This window comes from Streptomyces sp. NRRL WC-3618 (assembly GCF_001280005.1).
GTDB lineage: Bacteria > Actinomycetota > Actinomycetes > Streptomycetales > Streptomycetaceae > Streptomyces.
Genome location: NZ_LGDW01000153.1, coordinates 1 through 4883, shown reverse-complemented (window position 1 = coordinate 4883; position 4883 = coordinate 1). Strand labels below are relative to the sequence as shown.

Genomic DNA, 4883 nt, shown 5'->3' with positions numbered 1-4883 from the left:
CACACGCAGTGGGAGATCACCTCGACCGGGTACCGGTGCCCCTTGTACGACAGCGACACGGCCTCCACGGACAGCCCCCTCCAGCACGATCAACCAGAAATCATCCCACCCGGCTAACCAACGTGACAGCGCCGCCCGATGTCCTCGGCGGAGAAGACCTCCGCGAACTCATCCCGCAGCCGCATCGCCAGCGTGCCCTTCGGGCACACCGTCCACGCCACCCTCCGCCGGAATCTCTCCCAGCCCCACTGCCGCAGCGACACCGACACCCTCCCCGAACAGAACATCGGCCTTCACCGCCACAACCAGGCGGTGAAGGCCGACGTCACGCTCAGCCCTCGACTTTCCCAGTAGTGTCTGTACGCCTGGGGGCTTCTGTCTGTCCGCGGGCTACCCCTGCTGGATCTCTCGCACTCGTCTCACAGACCCCACGGAAGAGCGCAGGTCGGAGTGCATCCGACCTGCGCTCTACAGACTCCATAGACGGGGCAGACCCCCTCTGGCCGCCGGGTAAACTCCGTACACGTGACCGCCGCACCCGCAAAGCCCCGCATCCCGAACGTCCTCGCCGGACGTTACGCCTCCGCCGAGCTCGCCACGCTCTGGTCGCCCGAGCAGAAGGTGAGGCTGGAGCGTCAGCTCTGGCTCGCCGTGCTGCGGGCTCAGAAGGACCTCGGCATCGAGGTCCCCGACGCCGCCCTCGCCGACTACGAGCGGGTCCTCGACACCGTCGACCTGGCGTCCATCGCAGAGCGGGAGAAGGTCACCCGGCACGATGTGAAGGCGCGGATCGAGGAGTTCAACGACCTCGCCGGCCACGAGCACGTCCACAAGGGCATGACCTCCCGCGACCTCACCGAGAACGTGGAGCAGCTGCAGATCCGGCTCTCGCTGGAGCTGGTGCGCGACCGTACGGTGGCCGTGCTGACGCGGCTCGGGAAGCTCGCGGGTGAGTACGGCGAGCTGGTCATGGCCGGCCGCTCGCACAACGTGGCCGCGCAGGCCACCACCCTCGGCAAGCGCTTCGCGACCGCCGCCGACGAGTTGCTCGTCGCGTACGCCCGGGTGGAGGAACTGCTGGGCCGCTACCCACTGCGCGGCATCAAGGGCCCCGTGGGCACCGCCCAGGACATGCTGGACCTGCTAGGCGGTGACGCGGCCAAGCTCGCGGAACTGGAGCAGCGGATCGCCGGGCACCTGGGCTTCTCGACCGCCTTCACGTCCGTCGGCCAGGTCTACCCGCGCTCGCTCGACTACGAGGTCGTGACGGCTCTCGTCCAGCTGGCGGCGGCGCCCTCCTCGATCGCCAAGACGATCCGGCTGATGGCCGGGCACGAGCTGGTGACCGAGGGCTTCAAGCCCGGCCAGGTCGGTTCGTCCGCGATGCCGCACAAGATGAACACGCGGTCCTGTGAGCGCGTCAACGGACTCATGGTGATCCTGCGCGGCTACGCCTCGATGACGGGCGAGCTGGCGGGCGACCAGTGGAACGAGGGCGACGTGTCGTGCTCGGTGGTGCGCCGGGTGGCCCTCCCCGACGCGTTCTTCGCCCTGGACGGTCTGCTGGAGACCTTCCTGACGGTGCTCGACGAGTTCGGCGCGTTCCCGGCCGTCGTCGCGCGCGAACTCGACCGCTATCTCCCGTTCCTCGCTACCACCAAGGTGCTGATGGGCGCGGTGCGCGCGGGCGTGGGCCGCGAGGTCGCGCACGAGGCCATCAAGGAGAACGCCGTCGCCTCCGCGCTCGCCATGCGTGAGCAGGGCGCCGAACGCAACGAACTCCTCGACAAGCTCGCCGCCGACGAGCGCATCCCCCTGGACCGCACGCAGCTCGACACGCTGATGGCGGACAAGCTGTCCTTCACGGGCGCCGCCGCCGACCAGGTCGCCGTGGTCGTAGCCCGTATCGAGGAGATCGCCAAGCAGCACCCGCAGGCCGCGGCCTACACCCCCGGGGCGATCCTCTGACCCGTTTCACCCAGGCCGAACTGGAGGCCGCCCGCGACCGTCTCGTACCGGACGTCGTCGCGGACGGCCTCCATGTCCTGTTCTGCGGCATCAACCCAGGCCTGATGACGGCGGCGACGGGCCATCACTTCGCCCGCCCCGGCAACCGCTTCTGGCCTGTCCTGCACCTCTCCGGGTTCACCCCGAGGCTGCTGAAGCCCGCCGAACAGGGCGAGTTGCTCTTGTACGGCCTCGGCATCACGAACGTCGTCGCCCGAGCGACCGCACGGGCCGACGAGCTGTCCCCGGAGGAGTACCGCGAGGGCGGGCGCTTGCTTGCCGCGAAGGTGACCCGCCTGCGGCCACGCTGGCTGGCAGTCGTGGGCGTGACGGCGTACCGGGCCGCCTTCGACGACCGCAAGGCCCAAGTGGGCCCGCAGGAGCGGCAGTTCGGCGACACGCGCGTGTGGGTGCTGCCCAACCCGAGCGGCCTGAACGCCCATTGGACTGCGGCGACCATGGCCGAGGAGTACGGGCGACTGCGGGAGGCGGCCTCCTAGGCCGCGCATGCCAGGAAGCGGGCAGGAGCCGGGAGGGCCGACCTCACCGGCTCACCGACCCCTGCCGCTCCCACTGCGACCCGACGCGAGGCGCCAGAACGCGGGTTCAGGGGGTCTGTTGCGTCGGCACGAGGCGCCAGTACGCCTGACTGACGGTGCGGAAATTGTCGTGATGCGGGTTCACGCGCTGGTGCTCGCCAGCCCACTTCTGCACGCTGCTCTCGTCCTTACTGGACTCCAGGCAGGAGGCCCATTCCACCCACTGACGGATGGGTATGTCCCGGGGCTTCAGCGTCATGGGCACGGTGGGTGAGTCGGTCTTCATCGCGCATCCTGCTTCCAGTCATGCGGATGACGACCGTTCTCGACGGCGAGATCCGTCGCATGCGACATGTCGCACGCCGGACTTCCCACCTCTGTCGCCTGCCGCCACTGCTTCAACAGGGCGCCGCACACGTCGCATCCGGGCGCCGGATCAGGCGCCCTGTAGTCAAGGGGATCCAGTAACTGAACGGGCGCGCTCATTGTCCTCTCACGGGCCATACCTGCCACCTCCGCCATAGGCTTTTGTACGTCGAACCTAAGAAGTTGTCTTTCCGGACTTGCGGGCGGCGTTTTCGCTGGTCAGCAGTAGGGGCGGTGATTCCGTGGGAGTCGTGACCTGTCATGTCGTCGCTCCCGGGGAGGTTGCGGATGCCGTCGGTTGTCGGACTGCTGGAAGAGCAGGAGCTTGCAGCTCGCTGTCGGGTCGACGGGCTGCGTGAGGAGGCCGACCGTATCCAGGCCGAACTGGCCGTGGCCGAGCTGGAATGGCAGGAGTGGGTGATCGCCCGCAGGCGGGTCGATGCGGTGCTGGCTCCGGACTGCGCCCTGCCAGCACCACCTCGTGCCCGCGAGCCTTCAGCTCAACGCCGAGCACCGCGAACGGCTGCACGTCACCGCGCGAACCAATGGTCGGCAGGACGATCCGCATCGTTCTCCTCGAGTCCGTCACTCCGCCGGACGGGCGTCAGGCCGGGGTCAGCGTCAGGTACCGCTGCTGCCAGTGGTCCTCGCCCGTCGATGAGCTGACAGCCCGCCCGCCATCGAGCAGTCCTGGCCAGGCCGAGCGTAGGCGGGGCGGATAGCGTCCGAATATCGCCGGACAGCGGAACCCGGCAACCACGACACACCAGGCATCTCGTGTTCGCCGCGAAGTGCTCACTCGTCTCGCCTTACTCGTTCCGTGTGGTCGTGCCCGCCAGTGGAATCCAGCACGCTGCCGTACTCCCGCACCCAGGGCCATTGCGTGATCGAGATCTGTCCGGGTTCGTCAGGTGAGTCCGAGGGCTCGTAGGGGCCGGGTGTAGTCGCGGATGGTGTGGCGGAAGGCGGCGGCGACGTTGGTTTTGCCGTTCTGGCGGAAGACGCTGATGGCGAGGTTGCGCAGGCTCGCCATGGTGCGGGGCAGGGCGCCGGTGCGGATCTTGGAGTCGTCTTCGCGGAAGGTGCGGTCCCGCACGTGGTGTAGGAGGTTTTCGGTGCCCCAGTGGCCTCTGATCCAGGCGGCGAGCTCGGCCGGGGTGGCGTCGAAGACGTCCAGACTGGTGCTCAGGTAGACGCGCTCGATGGTCAGTTTCCCGGTGCTCAGGTCGCGGCGCCGGAGTCGGCGGTGCCGGTCCCTGGGTGCCCTGCGCTGGCACCATCGCGGCCCCCAAACCCGCGCCCGCCACAGCCACTACCAGCGGCAACGCGACAAACATCCCAGACTGCGGCTGCCGTAGTAGGCAGGTCAGGCGGTGACAGGAGTGTGCTTGTCCAGCTCCTTGACGGCCAGGTCTGCGGCCTGCGCCGCAGCCCAACCGGCAGCAGTCTTGGCGTCCTCGCGCCGTTGGGCGATCTCACCGACTCTCAGGGACCGTGAAGGGCTGGCCGAGCGTGGTGGGGCGGGTGGTGGCGGTCTGGATGACGAAGTCCTCGTCGTCATCGCTGAGCAGGCGGGGACGGCCTCCCGCCCATCGAGGGTCCAGGCAGGCCAGGCCGATCTCGTCGAACCGGTCGATCACATCCCGCACCGTGTCCTAGTCGGCCTGGACCAGCTGGGCAATCACCGGGACGCGGTTTCCGCCAGCGGAGGCCAGCAGCATCATCGCCCGGCGATAGCGCACCGAGCTGGTACTGCCTCGGCGCACGATCTGCTGCAGCTTCTGCCCTTCCTGATCGGTCAGTCTGCGCACCCGCACAGGCTCGGCCACCACACCTCCAGCAGTCGGAACGGACGTCACCACCCACCCAACCGCCAATGCCGTTGCTTGAGCTACTGAAGTATTGCGGGCGTAAGGGTGATGACCTTTTCCGGAACCTGCCGTGTGCCTCGCCTGACGTGGTCTTTCTTGC

The 4883-nt window shown here is 68.3% G+C and carries 6 protein-coding genes and 1 pseudogene; 3 read left to right on the top strand and 4 right to left on the bottom strand.

From position 1 onward, the window contains the following. The first annotated feature begins 138 nt into the window (after positions 1-138). From ADL01_RS16890 to mug, 3 genes are all read left to right on the top strand, one after another. Positions 139-354 carry a hypothetical protein gene (locus ADL01_RS16890; protein WP_053742827.1) on the top strand — a complete coding sequence of 72 codons (216 nt, stop codon included), beginning with the start codon at positions 139-141 and terminating at the stop codon, positions 352-354. Between the two features lie 171 nt (positions 355-525). Then, positions 526-1968: an adenylosuccinate lyase gene (purB, locus tag ADL01_RS16885; RefSeq protein WP_053742826.1), complete on the top strand. Its 1443-nt coding sequence runs from the start codon at positions 526-528 to the stop codon at positions 1966-1968. Next, a complete protein-coding gene (mug, locus tag ADL01_RS16880; RefSeq protein ID WP_078960577.1) occupies positions 1965-2507 on the top strand; it encodes a G/U mismatch-specific DNA glycosylase in 543 nt (180 codons plus the stop codon). Before purB ends, mug begins: the two co-directional genes overlap by 4 nt. A 106-nt stretch (positions 2508-2613) precedes the next feature. Here the strand turns inward: mug and ADL01_RS16875 are convergent, their stop codons facing one another. The 4 genes and pseudogenes from ADL01_RS16875 to ADL01_RS43735 form a co-directional block, all read right to left on the bottom strand. Continuing rightward, a complete protein-coding gene (locus ADL01_RS16875) occupies positions 2614-2832 on the bottom strand; it encodes a hypothetical protein (RefSeq protein ID WP_053742824.1) in 219 nt (72 codons plus the stop codon). 339 nt (positions 2833-3171) lie between these two features. Beyond that, entirely contained in the window at positions 3172-3480 is a 309-nt protein-coding gene (locus tag ADL01_RS47780; RefSeq protein WP_107090912.1) for a glycosyltransferase, read from the bottom strand. A 339-nt stretch (positions 3481-3819) separates the two neighbouring features. Beyond that, entirely contained in the window at positions 3820-4008 is a 189-nt protein-coding gene (locus ADL01_RS47510) for a hypothetical protein (protein ID WP_063783533.1), read from the bottom strand. A gap of 397 nt (positions 4009-4405) precedes the next feature. Beyond that, positions 4406-4741 (bottom strand): annotated as a pseudogene (locus ADL01_RS43735) (helix-turn-helix domain-containing protein); the annotation flags it as partial. Between the last annotated feature and the right edge of the window lie 142 nt (positions 4742-4883).

What these genes read in the sequence shown, in the direction of transcription:
- ADL01_RS16875 (WP_053742824.1), bottom strand. Translation starts at nt 2,832, where the DNA reads ATGAAGACCGACTCACCCACCGTGCCCATGACGCTGAAGCCCCGGGAC.
- ADL01_RS16890 (WP_053742827.1), top strand. Translation starts at nt 139, where the DNA reads ATGTCCTCGGCGGAGAAGACCTCCGCGAACTCATCCCGCAGCCGCATC.
- ADL01_RS47780 (WP_107090912.1), bottom strand. Translation starts at nt 3,480, where the DNA reads ATGCGGATCGTCCTGCCGACCATTGGTTCGCGCGGTGACGTGCAGCCG.